Origin of the sequence: uncultured Parabacteroides sp. (genome assembly GCF_902493135.1) — a bacterium.
GTDB lineage: Bacteria > Bacteroidota > Bacteroidia > Bacteroidales > Tannerellaceae > Parabacteroides.
Genome location: NZ_CABUOD010000009.1, coordinates 34,151 through 61,095, shown reverse-complemented (window position 1 = coordinate 61,095; position 26,945 = coordinate 34,151). Strand labels below are relative to the sequence as shown.

At 46.6% G+C, this 26,945-nt stretch carries 22 protein-coding genes; 4 read left to right on the top strand and 18 right to left on the bottom strand.

Going from position 1 to position 26,945, the window contains the following annotated elements; genetic code table 11:
• The first annotated feature begins 232 nt into the window (after window positions 1-232).
• Window positions 233-1,669: an aldehyde dehydrogenase gene (gene aldA / locus RDN79_RS05945; protein WP_298549432.1), complete on the top strand. Its 1,437-nt coding sequence runs from the start codon at window positions 233-235 to the stop codon at window positions 1,667-1,669.
• A gap of 98 nt (window positions 1,670-1,767) precedes the next feature.
• Here aldA and RDN79_RS05940 read toward each other — a convergent pair whose 3' ends face one another.
• The 13 genes from RDN79_RS05940 to RDN79_RS05880 all read right to left on the bottom strand — a co-directional run bounded on the left by RDN79_RS05940 (window position 1,768) and on the right by RDN79_RS05880 (window position 15,226).
• On the bottom strand, window positions 1,768-2,256 hold the full coding sequence (locus RDN79_RS05940) for an NAD(P)H-dependent oxidoreductase subunit E (protein WP_186931222.1): 489 nt from the start codon (window positions 2,254-2,256) through the stop codon (window positions 1,768-1,770).
• A 12-nt stretch (window positions 2,257-2,268) separates the two neighbouring features.
• Window positions 2,269-4,059 (bottom strand): NADH-dependent [FeFe] hydrogenase, group A6, encoded by a 1,791-nt coding sequence (locus RDN79_RS05935; RefSeq protein WP_298549433.1) that lies wholly within the window; start codon window positions 4,057-4,059, stop codon window positions 2,269-2,271.
• 27 nt (window positions 4,060-4,086) lie between these two features.
• On the bottom strand, window positions 4,087-5,880 hold the full coding sequence (locus RDN79_RS05930; RefSeq protein WP_298549434.1) for an NADH-ubiquinone oxidoreductase-F iron-sulfur binding region domain-containing protein: 1,794 nt from the start codon (window positions 5,878-5,880) through the stop codon (window positions 4,087-4,089).
• 33 nt (window positions 5,881-5,913) lie between these two features.
• A complete protein-coding gene (locus tag RDN79_RS05925; protein WP_008157757.1) occupies window positions 5,914-6,312 on the bottom strand; it encodes a ferredoxin in 399 nt (132 codons plus the stop codon).
• A gap of 222 nt (window positions 6,313-6,534) precedes the next feature.
• On the bottom strand, window positions 6,535-7,422 hold the full coding sequence (locus RDN79_RS05920) for a serine O-acetyltransferase (RefSeq protein WP_298549435.1): 888 nt from the start codon (window positions 7,420-7,422) through the stop codon (window positions 6,535-6,537).
• A 2-nt stretch (window positions 7,423-7,424) separates the two neighbouring features.
• Complete coding sequence (locus RDN79_RS05915; RefSeq protein ID WP_298549436.1) at window positions 7,425-9,641, bottom strand: hypothetical protein; 2,217 nt, start codon at window positions 9,639-9,641, stop codon at window positions 7,425-7,427.
• A gap of 12 nt (window positions 9,642-9,653) precedes the next feature.
• Window positions 9,654-10,601, bottom strand: coding sequence for a hypothetical protein (locus RDN79_RS05910; protein WP_298549438.1), 948 nt, complete (start codon window positions 10,599-10,601; stop codon window positions 9,654-9,656).
• A 7-nt stretch (window positions 10,602-10,608) separates the two neighbouring features.
• On the bottom strand, window positions 10,609-12,435 hold the full coding sequence (locus RDN79_RS05905; RefSeq protein WP_298549439.1) for a serine/threonine-protein kinase: 1,827 nt from the start codon (window positions 12,433-12,435) through the stop codon (window positions 10,609-10,611).
• Window positions 12,436-12,479: 44 nt separating this feature from the next.
• The gene (locus RDN79_RS05900) at window positions 12,480-13,283 is read right to left on the bottom strand and encodes a PP2C family serine/threonine-protein phosphatase (protein ID WP_298549441.1); all 804 of its coding nucleotides are present in this window, start codon (window positions 13,281-13,283) and stop codon (window positions 12,480-12,482) included.
• A 14-nt stretch (window positions 13,284-13,297) separates the two neighbouring features.
• Window positions 13,298-13,813 carry an FHA domain-containing protein gene (locus RDN79_RS05895; RefSeq protein ID WP_298549442.1) on the bottom strand — a complete coding sequence of 172 codons (516 nt, stop codon included), beginning with the start codon at window positions 13,811-13,813 and terminating at the stop codon, window positions 13,298-13,300.
• Window positions 13,810-14,049 (bottom strand): hypothetical protein, encoded by a 240-nt coding sequence (locus RDN79_RS05890; protein WP_298549443.1) that lies wholly within the window; start codon window positions 14,047-14,049, stop codon window positions 13,810-13,812. Before RDN79_RS05890 ends, RDN79_RS05895 begins: the two co-directional genes overlap by 4 nt.
• 134 nt (window positions 14,050-14,183) lie before the next feature.
• The gene (locus RDN79_RS05885) at window positions 14,184-14,837 is read right to left on the bottom strand and encodes an FHA domain-containing protein (protein ID WP_298549445.1); all 654 of its coding nucleotides are present in this window, start codon (window positions 14,835-14,837) and stop codon (window positions 14,184-14,186) included.
• Entirely contained in the window at window positions 14,834-15,226 is a 393-nt protein-coding gene (locus RDN79_RS05880) for a LytTR family DNA-binding domain-containing protein (protein ID WP_115497672.1), read from the bottom strand. Before RDN79_RS05880 ends, RDN79_RS05885 begins: the two co-directional genes overlap by 4 nt.
• A gap of 310 nt (window positions 15,227-15,536) precedes the next feature.
• Here RDN79_RS05880 and RDN79_RS05875 point away from each other — a divergent pair, with 310 nt between their 5' ends.
• From RDN79_RS05875 to RDN79_RS05865, 3 genes are read left to right on the top strand one after another with little or no spacing between them, the layout of a single operon-like run.
• Window positions 15,537-16,505 (top strand): type IV toxin-antitoxin system AbiEi family antitoxin, encoded by a 969-nt coding sequence (locus RDN79_RS05875; protein ID WP_298549448.1) that lies wholly within the window; start codon window positions 15,537-15,539, stop codon window positions 16,503-16,505.
• Complete coding sequence (locus RDN79_RS05870; protein WP_298549450.1) at window positions 16,495-17,370, top strand: hypothetical protein; 876 nt, start codon at window positions 16,495-16,497, stop codon at window positions 17,368-17,370. Before RDN79_RS05875 ends, RDN79_RS05870 begins: the two co-directional genes overlap by 11 nt.
• Complete coding sequence (locus RDN79_RS05865) at window positions 17,357-17,980, top strand: PP2C family serine/threonine-protein phosphatase (RefSeq protein ID WP_298549451.1); 624 nt, start codon at window positions 17,357-17,359, stop codon at window positions 17,978-17,980. The genes RDN79_RS05870 and RDN79_RS05865 overlap by 14 nt, the downstream gene beginning before the upstream one ends.
• A 185-nt stretch (window positions 17,981-18,165) precedes the next feature.
• Here RDN79_RS05865 and ppdK read toward each other — a convergent pair whose 3' ends face one another.
• The 5 genes from ppdK to hypF form a co-directional block, all read right to left on the bottom strand.
• Window positions 18,166-20,886, bottom strand: coding sequence for a pyruvate, phosphate dikinase (ppdK, locus tag RDN79_RS05860; RefSeq protein WP_298549453.1), 2,721 nt, complete (start codon window positions 20,884-20,886; stop codon window positions 18,166-18,168).
• A 266-nt stretch (window positions 20,887-21,152) separates the two neighbouring features.
• On the bottom strand, window positions 21,153-23,213 hold the full coding sequence (locus tag RDN79_RS05855) for an acetate--CoA ligase family protein (protein WP_298549454.1): 2,061 nt from the start codon (window positions 23,211-23,213) through the stop codon (window positions 21,153-21,155).
• 79 nt (window positions 23,214-23,292) lie between these two features.
• The gene (gene hypB, locus RDN79_RS05850) at window positions 23,293-24,069 is read right to left on the bottom strand and encodes a hydrogenase nickel incorporation protein HypB (protein ID WP_298549456.1); all 777 of its coding nucleotides are present in this window, start codon (window positions 24,067-24,069) and stop codon (window positions 23,293-23,295) included.
• Window positions 24,070-24,083: 14 nt separating this feature from the next.
• Entirely contained in the window at window positions 24,084-24,425 is a 342-nt protein-coding gene (gene hypA / locus RDN79_RS05845) for a hydrogenase maturation nickel metallochaperone HypA (RefSeq protein WP_298549458.1), read from the bottom strand.
• A 116-nt stretch (window positions 24,426-24,541) separates the two neighbouring features.
• Complete coding sequence (gene hypF, locus RDN79_RS05840) at window positions 24,542-26,824, bottom strand: carbamoyltransferase HypF (protein WP_298549509.1); 2,283 nt, start codon at window positions 26,822-26,824, stop codon at window positions 24,542-24,544.
• Window positions 26,825-26,945 lie beyond the last annotated feature (121 nt).

Below are 26,945 nucleotides of genomic sequence, written 5' to 3'. Positions count from 1 at the left end.
TTTGGATGTAATTCCTAACTCATTTTATCATATAACAGCACGCAATTCAGTTTGGTTCAGAAATAATGAAAAAAAATTCACTTCCGGTAAGCTTAAATATGCATCATAAGCCATATAATCCTGTATTACAGAAATATATCATTTATGAAATAACTAATATCATTTTTAAAACATGATCCTCTTTTCTTTCATGTACTTTTAAAATCAAAATTCAACCTAAAAAGATATTACCATGAAGGAATTGAAAATGTTTATTGATGGCAGATTCATAGAAAACGAATCTGGAAAATGGATTAAGGTATTGAATCCTTCTACCGAAGAAGTGATCTCGTTAATGCCGGACGGTACGGTCGAAGATGCTAAAAGAGCGATCGATGCTGCAGAAAAAGCTCAGGATCAATGGGAAAGAACACCTTCTATAGAAAGGGCCGCTTATCTGACCAAAATTGCAGAAGGTATCCGTAAAAGAGAAAAGGAACTGACTGATATAATTGTTCGTGAAGGTGGAAAGACGCAAGGCCTGGCTAATGTGGAAGTCCTTTTTACGGCAGACTATATCGATTATATGGCTGGATGGGCCCGCCGGTATGAAGGTGAAATCATCCCCAGCGACCGTCCGCGTGAAAGCATATTCCTGTTCAAGAAAGCAATTGGTGTAACGACCGGTATTCTCCCCTGGAACTTCCCCTTCTTCCTGGTTGCACGCAAGGCTGCTCCGGCTTTGATTACCGGTAATACGATCGTGGTAAAACCGAGTCAGCTTACACCTGAAAATGCATACGTTTTTGCACAAATTGTAGAAGAAGCCGGTTTGCCGGCCGGAGTTTTCAATCTGGTGAACGGGCGCGGCTCGGTGATTGGCCATGAGCTGGCAGCGAATCCGAAAGTCGGCATGGTCAGCCTTACGGGAAGTGTGAGTGCCGGACAACAGACAATGGCGGCAGCTGCTCCTAACATAACAAAAGTGTCTTTGGAATTAGGTGGAAAAGCTCCGGCAATCGTGATGGAAGACGCGGATATGGATTTGGCGGTGAAGTCGATTATCGCTTCACGCGTGATCAATACAGGACAAGTATGTAACTGTGCGGAACGTGTTTATGTAGATAAAAAGATCAAAGATCTCTTTATGGAAAAACTTGTGGCCGGCATGAAGCAGGTGAAAGTCGGCAACCCGAACGAGATCGCCGACTTGGATATGGGACCGCTGATCGAAGCAAATGCCTTGGCTGCCATGGAACAAAAAGTTGAGAAGGCGGTTCAGCAGGGAGCCCGACTTCTGTGCGGCGGTCATCGGATCGGAACAAAAGGATATTTCTTCGAACCGACAGTACTGGATTGCGCCACACAAGAAATGGATATCATACGGGAAGAGACCTTCGGTCCTATCCTGCCCGTTGTCGAATATACGGATATCAACGATGCGATTGCATGGGCAAATGACTGTGACTACGGATTGACATCTTCCGTCTATACCCAAAATCTGGACCACGCATTCAAGATCATGCGCTCGCTGAAGTTTGGCGAAACATATATCAATCGTGAGAACTTTGAGGCTATGCAAGGTTTCCATGCAGGTTGGCGTAAGTCCGGAATCGGCGGTGCAGATGGAAAACACGGTCTTGAAGAATATTTACAGACGCATGTCGTTTATATAGAAACCAAGGAATAGAAGAATCGCCATTATATGACCCGTGCCATCGTTGTGACACAATTGTGCCAATGCGATGGCACTGTCGTGTCACTGCATTGGCACAAAAGAAAAATAGATTATACCTGTTCCAGCAGGTAGTATTCGGAAAGGATATCCCGCACTTTCTCCGGAGTCAGGCGTCCATAGACTTTTCCGGCAATCGTAACGACCGGAGCCAGTCCGCAAGCACCCACACAACGCAAGCAATCCAATGAGAACAAGCCGTCGGGTGTAGTCTCTCCTACTTTGATCTCCAGCTGGCGCTGGAATTCATCCAAGACTTTCTCGGCTCCCCGCACATAGCAGGCCGTTCCCAGACAGACGGAAATTGGATATTTCCCCTTCGGAGTCATGGTAAAGAACGAATAGAACGTGACCACCCCGTACACCCTGGAAACCGGGATATGCAACCGGCCGGCAATGATCTCCTGCACTTCGCGAGGCAGATAACCGAATATGCCCTGGGCGGCATGCAATATGTTGATCAACTCTCCCGGATCGTTATTATGTTCATCACAGACAGCCAACAATTCATTGATCTTTATCTGAATCAAATGTATTTTCATCTTATCCATCGTTTATCCCTCCTGATTTTCTTGCGTAAACATATTAATGGCTTCCTTACGGTCGAAATAGTGCGTATGCAACAACTTGTGGGCACGCGGTCCGCACGGTTCTCCCAGATAGTCGGCATAAAGAGCTTGAATATAAGGATTCTCATGGCTCTTGCGAAGCGTCTTGCCGCGATCCTCCTGATAGAGAGCCGCCGCACGTTTGCGCAGTACCTCCATCCTGCCCCTGTGGAACGGTTGACCGCCACCACCGATACAACCGCCCGGACATGCCATAACTTCGATGGCATGATAGGGCGACGTGCCGTTTTTGACTTCTTCAACCAATCTGCGGGCATTGCCCAAACCATGTGCAATTCCTATTTTTATCGGTGTCCCATCGAAGTCTATTGTTGCACTGCGAATGCCTTCTAACCCGCGAAGTTCTTCAAAATCAATTTTAGGAAGAGTTTTTTTCGTATATAGCTCGTACGCCGTACGACAAGCCGCTTCTATCACACCTCCGGTTGTTCCGAAGATAACGCCGGCTCCTGTCGATTCGCCTAACGGACGATCGAAATCACTATCCGGCAGTTCCGCGAAGTTTATGTTTGCATAACGGATCAGGCGGGCCAATTCGCGCGTATAGATCGAAATATCGACATCCGGATTGCCATCGACCGCAAATTCCGGACGGCTGGCTTCATATTTCTTTGCCAGGCAAGGCATGATCGAGACGACAACGATCCGCTTCCGGTCTACTCCCAATTTTTCGGCAAAATAGCTTTTGGCAATCGCGCCGAACATCTGCTGCGGGCTCTTAGCCGTCGACAGGTTGTCTAATAATTCCGGGAAATGCTGCTCGACAAAGCTGACCCACCCCGGACAGCAACTCGTCATCAACGGCATTTTTACTTCCTGATCGCCTTTCAGGTATTTCCCGATCCGTTGCAACAGTTCCGTCCCTTCTTCCATAATAGTCAGGTCGGCGGCGAAATCCGTATCGAAAACATAATCGAAGCCCAACCCGCGGAGGGCGGAAACCATCTTGCCAGTCACCAGCGTGCCCGGCTCATACCCGAAATCGCGTCCTAAAGCCGTACGCACGGCCGGAGCTGTCTGGGCTATCACGATCTTGTCCGGATCGGCCAGCGCATCCAATACCGGCTGTTGCGTATTCCGTCCGCTCAACGCGTTTACCGGACAAACCGATACGCACTGGCCGCAATAGGAACACGTACTACCGGCAATATCCCGTTCGAAAGCCGTAGAGACGGCGGCGTTAAAGCCCCGATTGACAGCAGTCAAAGCCCCGACGGTCTGGATATTATTACACATAGTCTCGCAACGGCGGCACATGATGCATTTGTTCATGTTGCGCACGATAGAGGGTGAACGGTCTATCTGGAACGTAGACATCTCGCCTTTATAGCGAATCTCGCGTATCCCCAAGTCATGGGCGATGGTTTGTAGTTCACAATGCCCGTTACTGCTGCAAGTCAGGCATTCTGCCGGATGGTTGGACAGGATCAGTTCCATCACGGTTTTCCGGGCATTCATCACACGCGGACTGTGTGTCTGTACGACCATCCCTTCCGTGCACTCCGTTTTACAAGAAGGAGCCAGATTACGGCGGCCTTCTATTTCGACCACGCAGATACGGCAGGCACCCGGGTTATTTTCATAATGCAAATCTTCCAACTTCATGTAACAAAGAGTCGGAATGCGGATGCCCATTCCTTTTGCGGCATCCAGGATCGTGGTTCCTTTGGGGACTTCCACGGGTCTTCTATCTATAATAAGTTTTACTGTTTCCATAATTTTAATTGACAATTGTCCCTTGTTTTAGTGCACATAAATGGCTCCGAACTTACATCTCTCTATACATGAACCGCACCGGATACAAGTCTGCGGGTCGATCACATGCGGAACTTTCTTGTCTCCCGTGATCGCATTCACCGGGCACATGCGGGCACAAAGCGTACATCCCTTGCATTTCTCCGGATTGATGAAATATTGCGTCAGTTCGCGACACTGATGGGACGGACAACGTTTTTCCTTTACGTGGGCCAGATATTCATCATAGAAGTTATCCATCGTAGACAAAACCGGGTTGGGCGATGTCTGCCCCAGGCCGCATAAGGCCGTGTCTTTGATCACGCCGGCCAAGTTGCGAAGCCGGTTCAGGTCCTCGATCGTTCCGTTGCCGGACGTAATCTTTTGCAACATCTCGTGCAAGCGTTTGTTGCCAATCCGGCAGGGAGCACATTTGCCGCATGATTCCTCGACCGTGAAATCCAGATAGAATTTGGCCATAGCCACCATGCAATCGTCTTCATCCATCACGATCATACCGCCCGATCCCATCATCGAACCGGCGGCTAAAAGATTGTCATAATCGATCGGCAAATCCAGATGCTTCTCGGTCAGGCAGCCCCCCGAAGGTCCTCCAGTCTGCACAGCCTTAAACTTCTTTCCATCCTTTATGCCTCCCCCGATGCCAAAGATCACTTCGCGTAGGGTCGTTCCCATCGGGACCTCTATCAGCCCGACGTTGTTTACTTTTCCCGCAAGGGCAAAGACTTTCGTCCCTTTGCTTTTCTCCGTACCTATGCTGCTGAACCATTCGGCGCCCTTTAACAGGATAACCGGCACATTGGCATATGTTTCCACATTGTTCACATTGGTCGGACATCCCTTGTAGCCCTGTTCGCTTGGGAAAGGAGGTTTAACGGTCGCTTCTCCGCGAAGTCCCTCCATACTATGTATCAAAGCCGTTTCTTCACCACAAACGAATGCCCCTGCCCCATAGCGTATCTCGATATCGAAAGAGAAATCCGTCCCGAAGATGTTTTCACCCAGCAGGCCATATTCTTTGGCTTGCCGGATTGCAATCTTCAACCTCTCTACGGCCAACGGATATTCGGCCCGGATATAAACCAGCCCTTTCGTGGCTCCCGTACAATATCCGTTGATCGCCATCGCTTCAACGATGGAATGCGGGTCACCTTCCAGGATGGAACGGTCCATGAATGCCCCCGGATCACCTTCATCCGCATTACAGACGACATATTTCTGGGGAGCTTTCACTTTACGGGTTATCTGCCATTTCAAGCCGGTAGGGAAACCGCCTCCTCCCCTGCCACGCAAGCCACTGTCCATGATCTCTTTGATCACCGATTCGGGCGTCATCTCGGTCAAGGCTCTACCTAAAGCCACATAACCGTCGCGGGCGATATATTCGTCTATATTTTCGGGATTGATAAAACCGCAATTCCTTAGAGCGATGCGGAGCTGTTTCTTGTAAAAATTGATATGCTTGGAATCGGGCACTTGCTCGTTCGTTTCGGGGTTGACGTAAAGAAGCCGTTCCACCTTGCGTCCTTTCACCAAATGCTCCCGGACAATGTCTTCGGCATCCGTCGGTTTTACCTGGACATAAAACGTATTGTCGGGGACCATCTTAACCACCGGCCCTTTTTCACAAAAGCCGAAGCAACCGGTGCGGATCACCTGTACGGTCTCCTGCAACCCATGTCGTTCGACGGCCTCTTTCAGATTTTGAAGTATAAGTTCACTCTGCGATGCACGGCAGCCGGTACCGCCACACACCAGTATATAACTACTGTACTGTGCCATTATGTAAGTATTAAATGTTTAAGGAAGTTTTCGTTATTCCGGTTTAACAGCCGTGTAAGTGACCGGGATGATATCGTCCAGCAATTCTCCGTGCCGGATATACCGGTCGATGATTTCATCCACCTTCGCTTTCTTCACATGTCCGAAAACAAGAGGTTCTTTACCCGGCAGGGTAACTTCGACAGTCGGTTCGGCATAGCAATATCCCATGCATCCGGTTTGTGTCACCAATGCATCTACTTTTTCACGATCCAGCGCTTCAATGAAATAATTCATGATCTCTTTGGCTCCGGCGGCAATCCCGCAAGTAGCCATAGATACCCGGATCTGCACCATTTGTTCAGGATGATTACTTTTCTCTCTAATGTCCAGGGTCGAGCGCAAGGTTTCACGCATCTTCCGAAGGTCATCTAATGTTTTCACTTTATTCATGGTCTACACTATTTTAAGGTATTCTACGCTCTAAAAAGCTATATCGCAAACATACATATTTTTCCGGAATAAAGCCCATCTTTTCTCTTTTATCCCAAGGCTATTGTATAAAAAAAGTCAGGGGACCCCTAATGCATAGCTTTAGAGACCCTAAAGCTATGAGTTAGGGAGTCTAAAGCTATGGGTTTTGAAATGAAAGTGAAAACAATATGCCGCCCTCTGCTATTTATCTTCGACAGCACGTGTCTGCAATACTTTGGAATTAGGCGGAACGCTATGGGTAAGCCAGATGTTCCCACCGATCACGGAGCCGTGGCCAATGGTGATCCTTCCTAAAATAGAGGCGTTGGAATAGATCGTAACATAGTCTTCGATAATCGGATGCCGCGGCACGTCCAGAGGCAACCCTTCGGCGTCCAGGGTAAAGCTCTTCGCTCCCAATGTCACACCTTGGTAGAGGCGGACATGATTCCCGATTACGGCCGTCTGTCCGATCACGACACCCGTACCGTGATCGATACTGAAATATTCTCCGATTTGCGCTCCCGGATGAATGTCTATTCCCGTGTCCGAATGAGCCATTTCCGTTATAATACGCGGAATCACAGGTACGCCGAGTTTCAATAGTTCATGCGCTACCCGCTGATAAAGAATGGCATGAATGGCCGGATAGCAGAAAATAATCTCGCTGGGGCTTTTGGCTGCCGGATCGCCATCCAAGATTGCTTTCACATCCGTCGATAACAGGTATTTGATATGCGGGATCTTATTGATAAAAGCAATCGCTATTTCAGAAGCACGATCCTTGGAGTCGCAACAACGTTCGACCTCGAAGCACAGGCCGTTATAGATTTGTTCCTGCAACAGGTCGTAGGCCTGCTCCAGATATACGCCTGTATAATATTGTATGGAATCCGTCTGCGCCTCCTGTTCCGTCCCGAAGAAACCGGGGAAAATAACCTTGCGGAGCAAACTCATGATCTCCCTGAGCGCCGTCACCGACGGTGAGGGTTTCTGGTGTAGCGGAATGTATTTATACTCCGCTACACCTGTAGTCGATAAAAGCTCTACGTTTTTTTGAATCTCTTCTAATATCTTTGTCCTGTTCATGATTAATTATCCCATATCGGATTATACATGATAAACTTGTTGGCATAATATAGATCCTGTCCCAAAATATAGATTATGCCATTCAACATAAACATATGGTAATTGTTCATGCGATAACCCAATAATGAACGAGCTGTCCATTCACGACTTGACAAATTATATTCCCATATCTTCCCGTTATTATCAATCATAAAAAAGCTGTTTCGCTGTTCATCATAGACACCGGATGAGACACTTCCTATTTTGTCAGGAATAGAGATCGGGGTCCATAACTTCAAACTATCGGAAGATTCCCAAAAACCGTTCCTTATGCCACTTCCGCCTTCTCCCAATCCGGCATAAACCTTATCTCCCACAACCTGGACAATACCACCGCGCTGACGAGCCGGGAATTCAGCGATTACATCCCAACTTCCTTCTTGCAATGACAGGTCGTAGCGCAATATCTCATTCATATTATTGCTTCCATCCGATCCCCCCAGAACATACAAAGAGTCCCGATAGACGAAGCTGACAGAACCGAAACGGCCTCCCGGTAGCGAAAATTGGGCAGGTTCCGACCAATTGTTGTCCAAATTGTAAATCTGGCAATTTTTCCCTATTGTTTGTTTGTCTATACCACCGAAGAGATATGCCTGGTTTTTATACACGGCTGCACTCATTTGAGAGTAGGCATTCGGACACTCAGCCATAGGAATCCATTCATCGGCCTCTACATTATATCCGAACATCTCTTTACTCCGTTCGCCGCCTAAATCTCCCCCTATGACATAGATACGAGGAACTGAGTTTTGATCCTCAAGGACAAACCCGGCAGAAAATTGTCTATTAGCCCCCGGATAAATATTTTTACTTTCAAAAATATCCGGAGTAGTAAAAGATTTAACCTCTCCATAGCCGGTCAAACCGCTTTTATTAGTAGCATAAGTTCTGGCATAATAGACCGTAGCCCCCTTTAATGAAGGTAATGCATACATGAAAAGCGTATCTTCTACAATCACATGATTATCCTTGATACTCGGTTCCTTATTGCTTGAAGACCAGCAAATTCCCCACTCGGTGGCAGCACTGTTTCCTCCATTCTGCAACTCCCCGCCAATATGAACCGTTCCGTCGCTTTTGATTGAATCAGAGGTGATGGGGAATGTTATAATATTCGGTTTCTCGCTTTTTGTCGAAATCGTAATTTCTTCTTCGCTATATACCGTGCCGAAGTCATTCACGGCATAAGCCCGTGCATAATATTTTTTGGCTGATTCCAATCCCCGGATCCTTCCGGTAAACTTACCATCATCCGCGAGATTCGTACAAGTGATCGTGTCGGCTTCTATCGTCGGCCCTTCCTCTACGCTCCAGCAAAAGCCATAGGCACTGACAGGCGCATCTCCCTCATTGATCAAGAAAGCCGACAGATCGGCCGTGGTGAAAGTCGTACTGTCTTTTATCAGATTCAAGTTACCCACCAAAGGTTTGCCATCCGTAGTCCTAAAAGAATCCACATTAAAAGCGAACTCGCCAAACTGATTTTTGGCAAAAGCACGGACGTAATACCAAGTCTCCGGCTCCAGATTCGTAATCTGGCAGGAGAAAGTATCGACAGTTGCCAAGTCACTCCCTTCGTATGTGATGACGGAATCTTGATCCGAAGGTTCGATATCTCCGGCTTGTTCCTTTTTCTTGTAGTAGAAACCTAATTTTTCAATGCCGACTCCCTTGTGCTTGACTTTTCCTTTCACCCAGGTGGATGTTGCTTTTATTGTAGCACTATCCACTTCCAGAGTCGCAACTTCTCCAATACCATTGATTGTCGTATATGCTCCTTCTGTCTTTGAAAATGCAGTATCTACATCATTAATGGCATAGGCATATACATAATATTTTGTACTATCTTTCAAATTGGACATGGTAGCTGTAAAATTATGATTTTCGATTTTATCAGCTTTTGCATATCGTTGGTTACGCATGTTATCAAGCGGTTCCGTCCCTTTCCGGGTACTCCAACACACCCCGCATTCTTTTATTGGCAAACCGTTTTCTTTCATTATTTGAGCCTTTAACGTGATCGAAGAAGCATATGCTTCTCCTTCCATTGAAGTCTCGGAAACCTCCGGCGCCTTTGCATTCTGCAAGCGCGTATCCATATCCGGATCTTCCACACATCCGGAAAACATCCATAAAAAGGAAACTGCTGATAAAAAGATCAAGTATATGTATTTCATAAATTATTCTTATTAGAAAAACAGACCGACACCGGCATTCAAATCAACATATTTAAAATTCAACGTATTGCACCCTGCACTTACAAACACAGGACCGAATTTGACCATTACATCCAGATCAGCAGCCAACCCGCTATAAGAATAATCCAAATTCTTCGCCCAAAAGGATTTTTCTATTCTATAATCCGAATTGTCGATTGTGATGTATTCGCATAATAATTCCCGACTGCCATATCCCAAACCTACGGATGTATATAACCAGGAAGTACATTTAACGACCAAACCAGCCGTCCCGGCATAGCTATTCACCTTTTTCCTGTTCGTGAAATGAAAGGAATGATCGGGTGCGGAACCGACATACTCATCTGTTCCCCGGCATTCCCCGTCATAATCCTTAAAACCCAGATTGGTTTTAAAACGCAGGAACCAGCCCAAACGGGATTTCACGCCTCCCACTGTCAGGCCATAAGGAGCCTCTATGGAATAGGCATAACCCACAAAGAACTTCATCGGTTCTTTGGGCTTGTCCGGCTTTGTTGGGTTGGCAGAGGGATAAAAGACAGGCTCCACCGGTTTGCGGAGTGTTTCCAGACGGTCTTGCCAGGATTTTGCCAAAGTCTCATTCTTGGAAGTTCCTATGCCTTCGGTATAATAGACTATCAACCGCGAAATAGCTGTCGTATCTTCATTATTGGCCATCAGTTCCAAGCAAGCCCGGCACTTGTTCATCAGACTGTGCATCGAAGGACGCATCCGCTGGTTGGCTAACCAAATCGACGTGAGCTGCCCGATACTGTAAGGGTCGCATTGCACGACACCTTCTTCATACCACATCCTTGCATCGCTATAGTCCAGGCGTTTCATCGCCTCGTCACCTTTTCTGTTATATTCTGTTTTTTGTTGGGCCGGCAAGCACATCGGCAACACAACAAAAAGAGTTAAAATCCAAAGTCTTTTCATAAACACGTTAATAATACGTTGATCCTTCATTTACCAATACGCCATCAGCATTATAGATATCGAACAAACCATCTTTACGTTCGAAGGCACGGCCATTTTCTGCAATTCCGACATTCCGGTATTTACATGGAATGCGTTCGTTGGCATCCGCATCGATCGCCCCGTATAACATGGTCGATTTCTTTCGTACAATTGTAAAGTTCCCGAAAGTCTTCTTCATCTCATACTGGGCTTTCCTGTCGGCCAAAAGTTTGGCGGCTTCCTTTTCGTCACAAGAAATCAAAAGTCGTACGACCTCTTCCGTCAACTTGGTTTCTTTCGCTTCTGTGAAATCTATCTTTGCATTCGTAAAGTCCGCTTTTCCCATCTTCTCCTTGCCGGAAGCTATTAAAGCGGCATATTCCGCATCAATCTCTTCCACAGTAGGCTGCGCGGGCTGTATTGTTATTCTATTCTCTTCAGCCGGGACCTGCTTTGTCTCCGGTTGTTTCCGGGGTTCATCAACACCAATGGGCCTAACCGTTTCCGGTTGTCGGGGCATGGCTGTCTCCGTTTTCTTATCATCCTCGCCAAGCATAGATTCTTCTTTCACCTCCGAAACAGTCGTGCCTTGAAGGATGTCTACCGAATCTTTCTCCTCTTCGACCGGACGAATCAACTCCGTTCCATCCGGTTTTGTAGAAGCCTTGTTCCCCTGCACCAAGAAAGCGACTGCAGATCCTACGCAGGCAAATATAGCAATAACCACGGATATCAGCACCCCATTTCTCTTTTTCTTACGAGGCTGAGTAAGAATTTCTTCGCTGTTTACAATCGTACGATCTTCGTCATCCTCATTCTGAGGCGATTGCTCATTGTGATGTATCACCGTTGTCTCATCATCCGCTTCCTGTCCGTCTGTATTCTGTAATTCATTCGCGGGTGTTTCCTCTTCTGCAGGAAAATCTAATGCATCCATCATTTCGTCTACCGTTTGGAAACGATCGGCCGGAATGATCTGCATTGCCTTGATTATGGCGGATTCCGTCTTAGGAGATATATCCTTATTCAGCTCCGACGGATTCTGCAAAGGACGTGTTGCCCGCAAAATGGATTCGGTCGGAATCTTTCCTGTCAAAAGGTTATACATGGTAGCGCCAAGCGAATAGATGTCAGGACAGGGAGAAAAGCTCTGTGTCCCTTCGTTATCATATTGTTCGATCGAGGCGAATCCTTTTGACAAGGTAAGCATGGTCGTACTTGTCTCCTGCTGCTCGATGTCGTACCGCTTGCTTACGCCGAAATCGATCAGCCGCGCTTTCCCTGACGAGTCGATCAGGATATTGCTGGGTTTGATATCCAAGTGAAGAATGTTCTTTTCGTGTACAAACTGGAGTGCTTTTCCAATCTGGCGAACATATCTGAGCACTTTCGTTTCCGGCAATACGCCTTCCCTGTCCATCATATATTTGAGCGAACAGCCGGAAATATATTCCATAGCGATATAAGCCGTGTCGTTTTCTTCGAAAACTTCCAGCACATTCACTATATGGGGATGATGGACTTCTGAAAGTATCTTGGCTTCCTTGATAAGTTTCTCCTTGAATTTATCGAAAAGAACCCTCCCTGTCTCAGAATGCACCTTGACAGCGAATGATGCTGCTTCCCTGTAACAATAGTCTTTAAAGAAGTATTCTTTTATACAAATAGGCACCTCTGTTTGCACAGTTCCTAACGAGCCCTTCACTTCCGTATACCAGACGCCTTTGTATGTTATACCAAAGCCGCCCTGACCAATTACATGAGTGATCCGATATTTTCCATTCTGAAGAACATGTCCGTTTGGCAAATTCATAACTATACTATGCGAATTCTATTAATCTGCCAAAATTACGTTATTTATATAAAAGAATAAAGGAAAGAAAGAATATTTTGCTTAATTCCTGCCGAATCTAACACATTTTGTATCGGTATGATGTAAAAAGAAAAGTTATCGCGTGTTTTGCCGCTACAAGCGGACATGATTGCATTTTTAATTTCTTCCGGGCTGCCCGAATACTTGAATATATCAGAAAGTTCTTCATTGCTCAGACGTTCGAGTACGCCATCCGAGCACATGAACAAATAATCACCTGCCTTGATATCGTCCAAAAGCACGACATCGGCCTCCGTAGGATGGTTCGTTCCTTGAATAGCCCGTATGATCACATTACGCTGCGGGTGGTGTGCAGCCTCTTCGCGGGTGATTTTTCCTAATTCCACCAACGAATTGACCAATGAATGATCTTTCGTCCGGAACAAGATTTCTCCCTTCCGGAAATGGTAAATCCGGCTGTCCCCCACATGCGCCAAGGTTATACCGGTCGTGCCCAAAAAGGTCATGGTCAGAGTGGTAGCCATTCCTTTGGCTTCCGGATGAATCGCCACATAGTCATCAAAACGTGCTTCGGTATAACGAATAGCTTTATTTATGAAACCGGCACTCGGCTCACCTTCACGAAAAGTCGAGAAAAAAGTCTGGAAAGACTCGCAGGCCAACGAGCTTGCAATCTCCCCTTTTTCAGCGCCGCCGACACCATCACACACCAAAAATAAATTTTGATTGGAGTTTGCCGTTTCCGGCAGAGGATAGATGGAATCTTCGTTATTCAACCTGCCTCCTTTTTCGCTGACTGCCCAAGGTTTGCCGATCGTTATATTCATAGCATAGACTATTTTTATTCATTAAACCGGAGAACTGTACGACCGATAATAATTTCATCATTATTATTGAGTATGACAATTTCTCCATTCTCTAAGTAATTGCTATTATATAACGTATGATTTTTACTATTATTGTCAGAAAGATAATGTTTATAGCCTCCTTTGGCATCTTTTTTTACTTCAATCCGAATATGTTCACGGCTCATTGATTTATCGGCCGTCACAATACCGATCGTAGCAGTGGATGCATTGGATTTTCGTCCGATGACATAGACACCTTCCTGAAGGGGGAAGGTTTGCTCCGGCGTATCAGCATTTGCAATTACAGAGAGACGTCCGGTTGTCATACGAAGAGGCTGTATCAGAACCGTTTCCGATTCGGATGCGACACTTCCTTTCTCCATCGACAGCAAAGAGACAGGAATCGGTTGTTTGCACTTCGGGCATTTGAAAGAGGTGATATCGAGGGGAATTTTCCCCTCGTCTACCTTTAACCCAACATGGCAATGTGGACATTTAACGGAAATCATAAAATAAACGATATATCAGATCCGTCAATATCGGTTGAATATGTGTCCAGCATGTCTGCATCGGACAACATAACAGTGTCGTCAGATAATGTAATAAAATCGGAAGCATCAATACTTTCGTCAATCATTACAACATCCGACAAGTCGTTTCCCCCGTCCACATCCACGATAACAGCGTCGGTCAGCATTGCCTCGTCGCTGTCTAAAGTCACGAATGTGTAATCCTCTTCTTGCATAAAATGTTATAATTAAATTTTCTGGAAACAAAAGTAAGGAAACCGGTTGACATCCGAACATAAAATAGTGCCTTATAATCAAATGTTTGGGTTTACTGTACGAAAGTGTTACTTTTAGTATATGAAACGGAATCCTATTCGCTTACCCATTTTGCCTTACAAGAGGGCATCGGGCATTGTTTTTTGTTGCGTAATGATTCCCAGGGTATTTCACCTAAAAACGTTCCGCACTTGGGACAAACATAGTCGATTTTGAATTGATTGGTCAAATCTTGCAGCAGTTGCGGGATCTTGGCCGACTGCTTCGCACCCAGATAGATCCCTACCGTCGGGGCGCAGATCGTGATGAACAGGCTCAATCCGAACAATTCCGGACTTCCTTTTCCAAGAAAACCGATCACAACTCCCACTACACCGGGAAGAGCAAACGGAAGGGATTGGAACAGCCTGGTTTTAAATTGATTAGAAGACTGAATCTTAACCTTTGCTTGAATGTAATGATCGTAAACCTGCTTCAACGCTGCAAATTCCTCGCTATAATCATTGTTGGACTTCAAGGCTTCGGATATGTTTAACACATAATTATCTCCCAGCTTGATCGTATCGCTGGGAGTAACATGTTTCTTAACGATCTGGGCACCATTGACAAATGTCCCGTTTGTCGACCCCAAATCTTCAAGCAGCCAACATCCCCCCTCTTCACGGACCAGTTTTGCATGATACCGGCTCACATGAGGGTCGTTTATTACAAAATCATTATCGTTCGCTTTTCCAATCTTAATGATCATTCCGTAACAGCTTTTGGTTCTTCAGGTTTTCCCATTTCCTTTTCGAGCGTATCTTTCAGCACCTTCAAAGGATCTTTGGATATCACCAGTTCTCTCGGTTTGCCATCCTGCGTCAGCAATAAAAGCTTCTGCTTAGGCAAGTTTATCTGCAGGATGTGATTTTTATTGATAATATGGCTTTTGCCTACACGCATCAAGATTGCGTTACAGCCAGCCACCTGTTTCTCCAATATTTCTTCAATTTTTCCTATATTGATTGCAAATGTGAATTGAATTCCGTTGGATAATAGTAATTTGGTGTAATTTCTATCTGCTTCAAAATAGAGGATCTGCCCTATTTTGATACGCAATAATTCATCTCTTGTCTTAATTATTAAATACCGCTCCATACGTAGATATTGTTTATATTCGTTCATCATCAAAAAACAAATGTACACTATTTTGTGATTCCTTCGGTACTTTTTCACATAAATTATTTTCGAAAGCCATCGGATGCTATGATAAAATAAGAATTCCATGCCCATGATTTGGGCTTGAAACAGAACTGATTTACAATTCTGCTTCCAAGTGGTTTGCCGGACACTTCTACAAGCAATATTTAGTGAACGCAAGACTTGCTCAAACAAGAAATGTTCATTAAATTTGCACTGTTCACGAATTTATGAACAGTGTATAAACAATGAACAAAAGAATATAAATATGGGAACTGACTATATGGAATTATTTCATGAAGCTATTAATAACTTGAAAGTAGCAACAGGAAATAACAATATTGCCATTAATGATAAAATGGATAAATCCGTTTGCATTAATGGCATAGGATTTTGTTGTGAAATCAAGAAAACCATAAGCAACGCCAATATCTTTTCTGTCATAGATGGTATCAAGAACGATGAAGGTATGCCTATGATTTTAATAACCAACAAACTCTACCCTAAGTTAGCCAATACTCTTGCGGATAATCACATAAACTGGATAGACAAGGCAGGTAATTGTGACATCAGGCATGAAAATCTAACCATCAAGATTGCCGGACAAAAAAATACAACCTCTGGTAGTGCAAGCACTGTTTCCAAAATAAGTGAGACAAACATCAAACTTATCTTGTTCTTCCTGCAGAATCCCGAAAGCATAAACTGGTCATATCGTGAAATTCAGGAAAAAGTCGGATTATCTCTTGGTACTATCACAAAAGCTTTTGACCTGTTGAAGACGAAGCGATACTTAGTGCAAACCGATAAGGGAAGACGGATTGCTAAGCGTGAAGAGCTTATTGAGTGGTGGCAACAACAGTACAATGAGTTCTTGAAGCCTAAATTACTCATTAATCGGATGAGCTTCCGTACTCCGGACGCCAGAAAGAAATGGAAAGAAATGATACTTCCCGAAGGAATGTATTGGGGAGGCGATTGCGGTGCCAATTTAGTGGACAAGTATTTGATTCCGGGCGAATTTGAAATTTATTCCGAGGTTGTGAGTTCATTACTTCTTCGGACTGGTGCGGTGATGCCTGACCCTAATGGAGAAATACGTATTTACAAGAAATTTTGGATAGGAAATGACAAAGAAAATCTTGCCCCTACCTTAGTTATATATGCAGACTTGATGGGCACCGGTGATAGTCGATGCCATGAAGCCGCTTTAAGAATCAAAGAAAATGGAATATAAAATTACGCGAGACACATTACAAAATAATCTGCTTTATGACACCCTTGAGGCATTGAGCAGAGTGATGAAAGGGCTTCAACTGGATGTGTATGTTGTAGGTGCATTGGCAAGAGACATTGCTATGGAAATTCTTAAAATGCCGCCTTCGCCTCGAAGAACGGTCGACCTTGATGTGGCAATCGCATTGAAAGATTGGAGCCAGTTTGATTTATTGAAGAAACATTTACTGGGAAACCATTTCATTAAAGGGAAACCCAAACAGCGATTTTATTACATAGAAGCAGCTGGTAACAATGATTATGAAATCGACATCGTACCTTTTGGAGAATTGGAAGCTGACGAGAAAGTGGCATGGCCACCTGAAGGCAATCCGGAAATGTCGGTCAAATGCTTCAAAGATGTAATGAGCATAGCCGATACAGTTATAATCGATGATGCTATTACTATAAAGATGGCTCCTTTGTCCGGACAATTTCTAATAAAGTTTGACACTTGGCTCGATAGGCATTTGCTTACTGACAAAGATGTTGCCGATATGCTCTATATAATTGATAACTTCTATTTGGCATATGTTTCATTCAAGCAACCCATTCCTAACGAAGTTCAAGATACAAGTGAAAACTTTGACCTCTTGACTGGTGGAGCCAGATGGATTGCCTGTGAAATGAGAGATTTTCTTACTAAAGAACATCTTCGATTCTATACCGACCAACTACAAGAACAGATTGAGTTGGATGAAAGTAGCCCATTAATCAACTCTATGAGTAGCAGATACTCCGGAAGCGGTGCGCATCAAATTGTCAGAAATGCACTTATTGGAATGGTTGAAGTATTAAAGAAAGGAGAAAGCGATGAAGATAGATAGTTTTTCAATAGAAGGTATACATTATTCTAATGAAGATAGTTTGTCTGTCCACCAATTAACCCCCAATAAGGCTGTAGCAGTATTGGCAGACGGTATGGGTGGCTTAACCTTTGGCAGGGAAGTGGCAGATCTGATTGTAAATGCAATCACTGCCTTTATTTGTGAGCATGTAGAAAAATTGCCTGTTCAAGATTTGTTAGGCAAAGCGTTGGAATATGCCGATGAAGTTATTTGTCAAAAGAGCATGGAAACTCACAGCAAAATGGGAGCAGCTGTTGCTATAGCCTTCATTGATGGCAATAACATTCACTATACTTGGCAAGGTAATGTCAGAATCAACCTTTTCGATCACGATAAAGCAGAACAATTAACCACAGACCATATCTTGGATGCTGGATATGGCAAGTATCTGCTTACCAGATGTATAAAAGGCGCAGGCATAAGAGCAGATATACCCTATCAATGCAGGGAAGTTGATGCAGGAAATGTACTTCTTCTTTGCACTGACGGATTCTACAAGCAAACAGAAGTCAATCAAATGTCAGACACAACATTTCTTATAAACAAGGAATATGAAGACGATGCTTCTCTCATAAAGATAGTCTTATAATGGCATGCCAAGTATAGGCTGCTGTTTATATTTTCTTCAATGCTATGTCACGCTCTTCATCATTATATTCCGCTATCGCACTTCTTATGCGATCAAATGAACGAACCGCCTGAAAACAGATTAGGCTGTAATGCCTTATTTTCAAGTTATTACAGCCTAATTCAATAACTAAGTCGAAACTACCGTTATTCCTCTATCGCTGCCTGTGCAGCCGCGATACGTGCGATCGGAACGCGGAACGGTGAACAGGATACATAGTTCAATCCTACTTTGTGGCAGAACTTCACAGAGGAAGGTTCACCGCCATGCTCGCCGCAGATACCGCATTTCAAGTCCGGACGGATGGCACGGCCCTTTTCGGTAGCCATACGGACCAATTGCCCCACTCCATTTTGATCGAGCACCTGGAACGGATCGACTTTCAGGATCTTCTTTTCCAGATAAACAGGCAGGAAGGAAGCGATATCGTCGCGAGAGTAGCCGAAGGTCATCTGTGTCAAGTCGTTTGTACCGAACGAGAAGAACTCGGCAGAAGAAGCAATACGGTCGGCAGTCAATGCCGCACGCGGAATTTCGATCATCGTACCGACCTTGAAGTCGATGCTGTCTCCCATTTCTTCGAACAGCTGTGCGGCAGCTTTACGGATCACTTTTTCCTGTTCCTTGAATTCGTATAAGATACCTGTCAGCGGCACCATGATTTCAGGTTTGGCTTCGATGCCTTCTTTCTTCAGTTCAAGGGCGGCTCCCAAAATAGCGCGTGTCTGCATTTCCGTGATTTCAGGATATGTATTACCTAAACGGCAACCACGGTGTCCCAACATCGGGTTATGTTCGCAAAGCGATTCCACGCGTTTCTGAATTTCTTTGACCGATACGCCCATTGCTTCCGCCATTTCTTCCTGGCCTTTCAGATCATGAGGGACGAACTCGTGCAAAGGAGGATCGAGCAGACGTACGGTTACCGGACAACCTGCCATTGCTTTAAAGATGCCCTTGAAATCATCTTTCTGATAAGGCAATATCTTTTCCAATGCTTCTTTGCGTCCTTTCGCATCTTCCGCCAGGATCATTTCACGCATGGCCTTGATCTTTTCACCTTCGAAGAACATGTGTTCCGTGCGGCACAAACCGATACCTACGGCTCCGAATTTGCGTGCAATCGTGGCATCGTGCGGAGTATCGGCATTCGTGCGTACCTGCAACTTCGTATATTTATCAGCCAGCGTCATCAACTCGGCAAAATCGCCGGACAGTTCGGCGGCCTTCGTCTCTACTTTTCCGACATAAACCGTACCGGTCGTACCGTTGATAGAGATATAGTCGCCTTCTTTCAGCTTAACGCCATCGACTTCGACAGTCTTATTCTTATAATCGATTTCCAAAGCTCCGGCACCGGACACGCAGCATTTACCCATACCGCGAGCAACAACGGCTGCGTGCGAAGTCATACCGCCGCGAGCAGTCAGGATACCTTCGGCAACGGCCATACCTGCCAAATCTTCAGGCGATGTTTCGATACGGACCATTACGACTTTTTTGCCGTCAGCGTGCCATTTCGCCGCATCCTCGGCAAAGAACACGATCTGTCCCGTAGCGGCTCCCGGAGAAGCGGGCAGACCTTTCACCCAGACTTTCGCCTGTTTTTCGGCCACCTTGTCGAATACCGGGTGGAGCAGTTCGTCCAGCTTGTTCGGTTCGATACGTTTCAATGCGGTTTTCTCGTCAATCATGCCCTGATGCAACAAGTCGATTGCGATCTTCACCATTGCAGCACCGGTACGTTTTCCGTTACGGGTTTGCAGGAACCACAGTTTTCCCTCCTGCACGGTGAATTCCATATCCTGCATATCATGATAATGGTTTTCCAGCTTTGTCTGCAGTTCGTCCAGTTGTTTGTAGATTTCCGGCATGGCTTCTTCCATCGAAGGATATTTAGCTACGCGGTCTTCTTCTGAAATACCGGCACGTTCCGCCCAACGCTGCGAACCGATCTTGGTGATCTGCTGCGGTGTACGGATACCAGCCACAACGTCTTCGCCTTGTGCGTTGATCAAGTATTCGCCATTGAAGAGGTCTTCTCCGTTACCGGCATCGCGAGAGAAACATACACCGGTGGCGGAAGTATCGCCCATATTACCGAACACCATAGCCTGCACACTGACAGCCGTACCCCATTCGGCAGGAATCCCTTCCATCTTACGATAGAGGATGGCACGTTCGTTCATCCAACTGTCAAACACAGCGCAGATGGCGCCCCAAAGCTGTTCATAGGCGGAAGTCGGGAAATCTTTACCGGTCTGAGTCTTGACAGCCGCTTTGAATTTAGCGACCAGTACCTTCAGGTCTTCCACATCCAGCTCATTGTCCAGCTTAACGCCTTTCGCTTCCTTGACTTCTTCGATGATGGCTTCAAACGGATCGATGTCTTCCTTGTTGGTCGGTTTCATACCCAACACGACGTCTCCGTACATCTGTACGAAACGGCGATATGAATCCCATGCAAACCGAGGATTGTTCGTCTTACGGCTCAATCCTTCCACCACTTCATCGTTCAAACCTAAGTTCAGGATCGTGTCCATCATACCCGGCATAGACGCACGTGCACCGGAACGGACGGATACCAACAACGGATTGGCAACATCTCCAAACTTTGAATTCATCAACGTCTCGATATTGGCGATTGCCTTTTCAACGTCTGATTTCAACAGTTCAACCACTTTGTCTTTTCCTAAATCATAGTATTCGGAACATACTTCAGTGGTAATGGTAAATCCCGGAGGAACCGGAACACCAATCAGATTCATTTCGGCAAGGTTAGCACCTTTGCCCCCCAGCAGATTTCTCATATCCGCTCTACCTTCGGCTTTTCCATTTCCGAACGTGTAAACTCTTTTTCTTTCCATATTCGACAGTATTTAATTTTAGATTTTAGTTTTGCTATCTCCAGATTGCAATGCTGCAAATATATGCTATTTAAAGATCGCATTTGCATGTATGGTTAATTAATTTTAGATGTTTTACAACTCTTTTTTACCATCATATCCGGTTAATTACTACATTTGCGTGCGGGAATTTTTAAAGCCTAAAAGAAACAGCCTGTATTCCGAAAGCATTCTGTCAGACTTTCGGAATACAGGCTGTTTAATATCAGGGCATTACACCGTTTTCGTCACTTCTCGATCCGAATACGCGCATCAACGGCAAACAGCCCGCGCTGGGTGGCAACAAGCGGATTGATGTCCATCTCCTTGATTTCGGATGCAAAGCGGAGCAAGGTGGACAGGCGGACTATGATATCCGCATATTGCTGTTCATCCACTCCCTGCTGGCCGCGCGTACCTTTTATAATAGGATAACCGCGCAAAGAACGGATCATGGAATAAGTTTCATCATACGACAAAGGCGACAGGCCATACGACACGTCTTTCAGCACTTCAACAAAAATGCCTCCCAGACCGCAAAGCACGACATGACCGAAACGATCTTCATACTTGGCCCCTAAGAACAACTCCTGCCCTTTCAACATCGGCTGTACCATGACGGCCTTTACATCCGGCAAACGCATCATCCGTTCATATTCGAAAATCAGATGTTCTTCACTGCGGATATTCAGGGCGACGCCACCCATATCGCTCTTATGTATAGGGCCGACAACCTTGGCTACAACCGGGAACTTCACCCTCTTGGCGAAAGCAACCAGTTCGTCGCGGTCGGTCGATGTGAATTCTTCCACCAAAGGAATGTGAGCCGCTTTCAATAAGGTACGGACTTCTTCGGGATTCAAATAGCCGCTGCCCGGCAAACGGTCGATAATACGGCGGACTTCGGGAACATCGACGCCATACAACTGAATATCCGTGCTCATCGGTTTCGGCGTATTGATCACACGTGAAAGGGCCGTCCCAAGCGTCACTTCATCCGAAAAATTCACATGCCCTTTCTTCACGAAGCTTTTCACTTCCGGGCCAGCCGTTACGATGGATGGCAATACCGGGAAAATCGGTTTCTTGCACTCTTCCATTTTCTTATGAAGCACTTCGTAAGTATCGTATAGTTTTACCAATCCCGGACTGCCGAAGATAACCATCATCAGGTCGATGTCTTCAAAACGGTTTTCACAGAAATCGATAGCGGTGGCAAGATGTTCGGGAGTACCTGTACCGATGATATCGATCGGATTGCCGACGGCGGCTCCCGGATAAAGCTTGGATTTCAATTCCGCGGCAAGCGGGCCGTCCAGTTTGGGAACGTTCAGCCGTCCCTTTTCCAAGGCATCCGCCAGCATGACGGCAGGACCTCCGGCATGCGTGATGATCGCACAGTTCTTGCCTTTCACTTCTTTCAATGTAAAGATGCTGGCAACGGTCGTCAACTCTTCACGGCTGAAACAACGCACGATGCCGGCTTTGCGGAACAGGGCTTCCACTGCCGAATCCGAACTGGCGATCGCTCCCGTGTGGGAAGATGCGGCACGTTTGCCGACATCCGTGCTGCCCGCTTTGATGGCTGCGATATGACAGCCTTTGCGGATCAGGGAAGAAGCATGGTACAAGAGCTTGTCCGGATTTTTGATCTGCTCGATATAGAGCATCTTTATTTTAGAGTCAAGGACCGGGTCGAAGTTGCGGTCCATATATTCGATCACCTCTTCCACTCCGATCTGCTTGGAGTTGCCGACAGACCATACCGAAGAAAAACGAAGTCCTTTCGTCAATGCCGATTCGATAATGAAAAGCGCCGTACCGCCGGAACTGGAAACGAAATCGACTCCGTCCGCATGAAATTCGGGAATCGGCTGGGTAAAGACGCCATGATAATGCATATTCATCAAACCGATGCAGTTCGGGCCGATCAATGAAGCACCGGCTTCGTTAATACTCTTCAGCATCTGTTCTTCCAGGACCGCCCCTTCAGGCGTTTCCTCTCCGAAACCGGCCGAAATGACGATGAACGCCTTAACGTTTTTCTGTTTGGCAAGCACATCCACCGCTTCCGGGCAGGCCGGACCGGGAATGGAGATGACTGCCAGTTCCGTCTCCGGGATATCGTGCACCGAATGATAGGATTTCAGGCCCTGCACATCGTCCTCTTTGGCGTTTACGACATACAGATCGCCTTTATACTTCCCGTCCAGCAGATTACGGACCAAACGGCCACCCGGTTTATGCACATTATTGGATCCTCCCACCACAACGATGCTCTGAGGATTAATTAATTCTCGGTTAATCATGACATTTTGATTAATTTGGTTCAATGAATGGGAACAAATATAGTTTATTTATCCGTTTATCCATTAAATCCGGGGTAAATTATTTACATTTTGCACATTCTTCCACCAACCAATCGCACCAGGCATCCATTCCCGTGCCTTTTGTCGCAGACACTTCGAATATTTGCAAGTGATGGTTTACCTTCAAGGCATTATTCCGTAGCGTCTGCACATCCGTGTCCAGATAAGGCGCCAGATCGACTTTGTTGATCACGCAGATATCCGCTTCCAGAAAGATATGGGGATATTTCAACGGTTTGTCGTCCCCTTCGGTAGTACTGACGATAACGACTTTCTTCGCTTCTCCCAGATCGAACATGGCAGGGCAGACGAGGTTGCCCACGTTTTCCACAAACAGGAGAGAGCCGTCGGACGGATTCAGATGCTTGACGGCATGATTCACCATATCGGCCTCCAGATGGCAACCGGTTCCGGTATTGACCTGGAAAACGGGGACGTCAAGGGCGGCAATGCGGTCGGCATCGTTCGAGGTCTGCTGGTCTCCTTCGATGACGCAGATTTGCGAGGGCAATCCGCGAACCGCACCGGAGTTCAACCGGCGTATCGTCTCTTCCAGCAAGGTCGTCTTGCCGGAGCCCGGCGAACTCATCAGGTTCAGGCAGAAAATATGTTTCGCCTCGAAATAGCCTCTGTTACGTTCGGCCAGCAGATTGTTGCGCTGGAGGATATCCTGTTCCAGCGTTATTACTTTTCCTTCATCGTGATGATGGTGATGATGTTCATGTCCGTGTTCATGATCATGGTCATGATGATGTTCGTGATGATGATGCTCTCCGCATCCGCAAGTTCCACACATAAGCGTTTGTCTTTTTATTTTATAACAATTGATTTGATCCGAAGTTCCCGCCCCTTTGTGATATTTATCAGATAAGAGCCACAATTGGGGCAGGGAGAAAACAAATTCCCGACAGGAAAGACCGTTTCGCAATCGCTGCACTGTCCTTCCCCGTCTATATAGCGGCGGGTTATCTTTGCCTTTTCGAGCAAAGTGCCTTTCACTGCACTTTCCATAGCAAACTCCAATGTCTGCAACTCCACTCCGGCAAGACGGCCAATCTCGAGTTCCACTTCTTCTATCTGCGAAGAATGATGTTCGCGGGCCTGTTGTTCGGATAGCTGAACAATACTTTGAGCGATCGATAATTCATGCATACCTGTTTTTTTTATCGTTTCATACCGGTGAAAATAAATTTTCATGCGGGAGAAACTTTTGTTTCATGCTGGTGAAAATAAATTTTCATGCCTATGGAAAAGGTGGAAATTTATTTTCAATTGTCCAATGGCTGCGATGCGGCAATTGCCAGTTGCCCGACCGATATGCCTCCGTCGTTGCAGGGAATACGTCCCGGCACGAACAGCGGGATACCGGCGTCGGCAAACATGCGCTGCAATTGTTCCGTCAAACGCCTGTTCTGGAAACAGCCGCCGGAGACCACGACTTTGTCCGCTCCGGTCTGCTTTCTGAACGTTTCAGCCTGCTCCACCAGGAGCCATGCCAACGTATTATGGAAACGGGCGGATAGTTCCGCAACCGGGATTCCGGCTGCAAGATCCTCCAATATCCCATCCAATACGGGACGCATGGAAATAGACTCCCCTTTCATTATAACAGAATAACGGCTTTGATGTTCATCGGAAGCCAGTTGTTCCAGCTTGACGGGAGCTTCCGCCTGATGCGTGGAAATATCGCAGACACCCAGTAAGGACGAGACGGCATCGAACAGCCGGCCCGCACTGGATGTATAAGGCGTATTAACCCCTTTCTCCATCATCTTCAGAAGCATTTGTATCTTCGCTTCCCCTACCCGTTCCTTGAAACCGGCAGGAAAAGGGATCTCATTTCCGTAATAGTGCCACAGGCAGGCGACCGCCATGCGCCAAGGCTCGGTCGAGGCCTTATCCCCGCCGGGAAGCGGTACATATTCCAGATGCGAAAGCCGTTTATAGGTCCGGCGGTCACAAAGGAAAATCTCGCCGCCCCAGGCTTTGCCGTCATCTCCCAATCCCGTTCCGTCGAGGACAAGCGCGATTACCGGCTCGTCCAACCCGTATTCCAACATGCAGGCGGCAGCGTGCGCATGATGATGCTGCACATGCAACAGCGGGAGATGCAGATCCGACGCATAGCGTTCCGCTTCACGGGAAGAAAGATAGTCAGGATGCAGATCGCAGGCCAAAAGGGACGGCCGGAAACGGAAAAGATGCTGAAAACGTTCGAGCGACTCCTTATAGAACCGGTACGTCTCCCAATTCTTCAGGTCGCCGATATACTGGCTTTGCAGAATCGTTTCTCCCTTTCCCAAGGCAAACGTATTTACCTTTTCGGCCCCGAAAGCCAGGATCCCTTCAACCGGAACATCGGCAAAGAACGGTTCCGGCACATATCCCCGTGAGCGGCGTATCAAACAGGGCTGACCGCCGCAGACCTGTAGCACCGAGTCGTCCACGCGGTTATGGATATCCCGGTTATGATGGAGCAAAAGGGGGACTTTGCCGGCCAGTTGCCTTTCTGCCTCTTCGGGGGTAATGGCTATCGGGCATTCGCTGATATTGCCGCTCGTCACCACCAATGCCGGTATGCCCGATTGTTCGAACCAATCGGAATGGATCGGCATATAAGGGAGCATGCAGCCCAACGTCTCCATCCCGGGATTGACAGCCGGAGCCAACGGCCGGATTTGTTTCACCAGGACGATCGGGCGGCGCCAGGAAAGCAAGGACGCTTCTTCCGCCTCATTCAAGGAAGCGTAGCGGCCGGCACTCTCCGGATCCGGGAACATGACGGCAAAAGGTTTGCCATCCCGCATCTTGATCTCCCGGAGACGGGCGACCGCCTTTCCGTTTTCCGCGTCGCAGATCAGGTGATATCCGCCTATCCCTTTCGCGGCAATCACCTCGCCTTCCCGGAGCAGGCGGGAAGACAGGGCGAGCAGTTCCGCATAGTCCGTAATCTTTACCTTATTATATAATGTATAGTAGGACGGCCCGCAACGATTGCAGGCAACAGGTTCGGCATGGAAACGCCGGTCACTGACCCTCGTGTATTCTTTCCGGCAATCCGGGCACATCGGGAAAGCCGACATCGTCGTCTGGCTCCTGTCATAAGGCAGGTCGCGGATGATGGAAAAGCGCGGGCCGCAGTGCGTACAATTGATAAACGGATATTGCAGGCGGTGCGGTTGCGTCTTCCGGTCACGCAGGCATTCGGGACAGACGGCAATATCGGGCGCGACCTGCGTCACTTCGTCCGATTCCGAACGGCTGGGAGTAATGCGAAAGCCGGTATAGGGATTTTCTGTTCCGATTCTTTCCGAAACGGTTATCCGGTGGATAGATGCCACCACCGGATGTTCACGACGGATGCGTTCGATGAAAAGATCCCGCTGTCCGGAAGTCAGGACGGCCCGGATGCAGACTCCGTTATTCCGGTTGTCCACTTCCCCGCATATCCCCATTTCGCTGGCTATCCGATAGATAAACGGGCGGAAGCCTACTCCCTGCACTAAACCTTGGACGGTCAGGACCGATATGGCAACTTCCTCTTCTTTCATCTTCTTCATTTACGTTTTGACAAATGTAATCCCTTTCCGAGGAATACACAAACATGCCGGATGGCAATTTTCTATAGCCTTTATAAATTATATCTATTCGAAAGATAAATATAAATGTGTG